General features: G+C 42.8%; 3 protein-coding genes. All 3 read right to left on the bottom strand.

The window, feature by feature from the left end; all coding sequences use genetic code 11:
* Nucleotides 1-93: 93 nt before the first annotated feature.
* The 3 genes from tnpC to HMPREF0106_RS00225 all read right to left on the bottom strand — a co-directional run bounded on the left by tnpC (nt 94) and on the right by HMPREF0106_RS00225 (nt 2,651).
* Nucleotides 94-1,869, bottom strand: a complete 1,776-nt coding sequence (gene tnpC / locus HMPREF0106_RS00215; RefSeq protein WP_009041307.1) for an IS66 family transposase — start codon at nt 1,867-1,869, stop codon at nt 94-96.
* A 78-nt stretch (nt 1,870-1,947) separates the two neighbouring features.
* A complete protein-coding gene (gene tnpB / locus HMPREF0106_RS00220) occupies nt 1,948-2,283 on the bottom strand; it encodes an IS66 family insertion sequence element accessory protein TnpB (RefSeq protein ID WP_008998566.1) in 336 nt (111 codons plus the stop codon).
* A complete protein-coding gene (locus tag HMPREF0106_RS00225) occupies nt 2,277-2,651 on the bottom strand; it encodes a hypothetical protein (RefSeq protein ID WP_009041306.1) in 375 nt (124 codons plus the stop codon). The genes tnpB and HMPREF0106_RS00225 overlap by 7 nt, the downstream gene beginning before the upstream one ends.
* Nucleotides 2,652-2,690 lie beyond the last annotated feature (39 nt).

Here is a 2,690-nt window from a genome sequence, read left to right as displayed (position 1 = left end):
GTCCAATTTTGACGTGTACCCCAAGGAAAGCCGCCACAAGGCGGTTCCCTCATAAATAACGTCAAAAAAGATACTGATTTTTAATATTTGTTATTACTCCAGTCCGATTGTCAAGGGTAACAAATGTTCATAATCCCTACGTCCTTTAACAATTTCGCTGAAAAATCTCTTGAAATAATCAAGCACAGACACACCCTGCATCTTACAGGTTGAGATGATGGTATGATATACCGCTGAAACGTGTGCCATCCTGTCACTTCCGAAGAATAACGAGTTCTTTCGCTCACCGGCCAAGGGACGGATAAAACGTTCGGCAATGGAATTGTCGATGGAATAAGAGCCGTCATTCAAGTAGGCGAACAGCTGAGTCCAAAAAGTATTCATATAATTTATTGCCTTCTCCATCAACTCTCCGCGGGGCGGATGACCGTCACTGAGCAAGACGTCAAGCTTACTGCGTAACTTTATGATTACTTCTTTGGTCTTTAAGTTATTCCGGCAAAGCTTTATCTGCTCGGGGGACAACTGCCCTTCTTCATACTCGCGTTCCAGCTTGTAAAGCTCACCGATCAATTCCAATATGAATGCCGCATCCTTATCATTACCCTGATCCAACGCATACTTGAACTTCGCACGGGCATGGGCCATGCAACAAAGATGTTCTATATCGACCATATGATCATCCAAATACAGATAGACATTGTAGCCATCTGACTGAAGAGCTTTCACCTGGCTGTCACCCAAGATATCCTTCAAGGCATCACGTCCTCTGGAACCATCCTCGTAGCAATAGATAACCACTTTTGACAGTTTGTTGACCAGACACCAGATGTATTTCTTCTTATAGCAGCCTTTACGCTTTACCCGGCACCAGGTCTCATCACAGTTCACGATGGAATCCTTTTCCAAACAAGTATTCTTAAGATAAGCAATCAAACCGCAGAAATGGGTAGAGCCTTTCTCCAACCAATTGGTCAGACTCATACGGCTCAAACGCATTGATTCACCTGATAATCTGTACATTTCACGATAAAGAGGGGTATCCAGAACATATTTGTTGAAAGCAAGATAAGCCAGAAAAGAACCGGAAGCGTGCGTTCCAGGAACCACGTCAATGATTTCAGGCTGCCCACTGAAAGGGAAATAGCCTTCATGAATTTTCCCGTCCGAAGTCTTATAGCGGATAACCTCGTAATCATGCTCGACAAGCTTGCTTACCTGTTCATAGGCATATTTACGGAAACGTTTGATGATTTTTGAACCTGCCGGCAGTTGGCGGATATCACTATTATGACAAACCGTATTGTCAGCGCTCATAGTGCGATAAGAAAGTCCTTGACGATAAAGACGGGCTTCTTTTGATTTTGATTCAAAATCCTCTTCCTGCGCATGAGCCTCACCAGATTGTGGCAAGCAGGAGCCGAGGGATTGGGGAGTGCCGTCGAAATCATCCTTGTCACGTGTATGGCCCTCTTCGACCTCACGCTTCTTTTTACGGATTCCCTTTTGGCTCTTACCATCATAAAGGTTTTTATTACGGACTTTAAGACGCTCTTCCAAAACTGTTATTTTAGACAACAGATTACCAACCATCTGCTTATAAGCGTCCCGCTCTTTTTCAGCTGCCATCGCGGCTTTCTGCAAAGACAATAGTTCATCAACCTTGGACAACAGTTCATCTATGCGGGCCTCGTCCCGTTGGATGCGTTCAGCGTCACGCTCACGGGAAGCCATCAGCGCGATTATCATTTTTGATTTTTCGTCAGGGGTCATATCTGAATAGGGGTCTTCAAAAGGTTCAGGAGTCTCCTCCCGTTCCTTCAACTTCCGTGCGGAAGAAAGCAGTTTAATTCTTTCCAACTCATTCATATTCAGTACCTTTGCTGCTTCAAAGATACAAAAAAACGATGAAATAAAAGAATAATTTCGATACTTTTTTCTTGTTATTTATTTGATTATCAACTTTTTAATAACAGGAGATTCTAACAAGAGAATGACATCCTGCCAATGGATTGAATAAACACTTTCACCACCATTATAGGTTACCTGCATAAACTTGTAGCCGGGTCTGAAACGTTTCTCAAACATACTGTAAGACCGTCGGTCATAGCTGAACAAACGCACCAAACGTAAATCTTTAGACATCACGATAAATACATCACCATCCTCCGGTTCACGGTTCAACTGTTGATGGATGATGGATAGGACCTTATCATATTTACAGCGCATATCGTGGAAATCACGGACAAAGAAAAAGTGGTTTAGTCCTGTAATATTCAACATAAACCCTCCAGTTTCTCCACTAAGCTTTTCAAACCTGCGTAGCTTAAATTTTTCTGACTGATATGAACACCATTGCTCATACGGATATCCACCAAGATTCGAAGTTCGCTATGCGAAGAAAGCAGAGTATCCGCTTCCGGCTTTCGTTCCGGGATTGGGGAAGGACTTTCCTTCATTTCGGCCTCCGTTGAGGGAGCACCCAGAACCTGAACAGGAATTATCTTCTTGCGGGTATCCGTGTACCATTTGGCAAATAGGTTATAAGGCACTTTGTTAGACATACAAAATTTCTCAATAGAAACACCCGCAGGGATCCCTTCCAATTTATAGCGCAAAAATAGACGCTCAAAATCATTGTAACTATACATAAACTTGGATTTTGATTTAACGAAAGCAAAGATCTGGAT

The sequence above is a fragment of the Bacteroides sp. D22 genome, from assembly GCF_000163675.1.
GTDB classification, from domain to species: Bacteria; Bacteroidota; Bacteroidia; order Bacteroidales; family Bacteroidaceae; genus Bacteroides; species Bacteroides xylanisolvens.
This window is presented reverse-complemented; position numbering and strand designations above follow the sequence as displayed.

Excerpts from the sequence above, each read along its gene's own strand:
- tnpC (WP_009041307.1), bottom strand. The coding sequence starts at position 1,869 with ATGAATGAGTTGGAAAGAATTAAACTGCTTTCTTCCGCACGGAAGTTG.
- tnpB (WP_008998566.1), bottom strand. The coding sequence starts at position 2,283 with ATGTTGAATATTACAGGACTAAACCACTTTTTCTTTGTCCGTGATTTC.
- HMPREF0106_RS00225 (WP_009041306.1), bottom strand. The coding sequence starts at position 2,651 with ATGTATAGTTACAATGATTTTGAGCGTCTATTTTTGCGCTATAAATTG.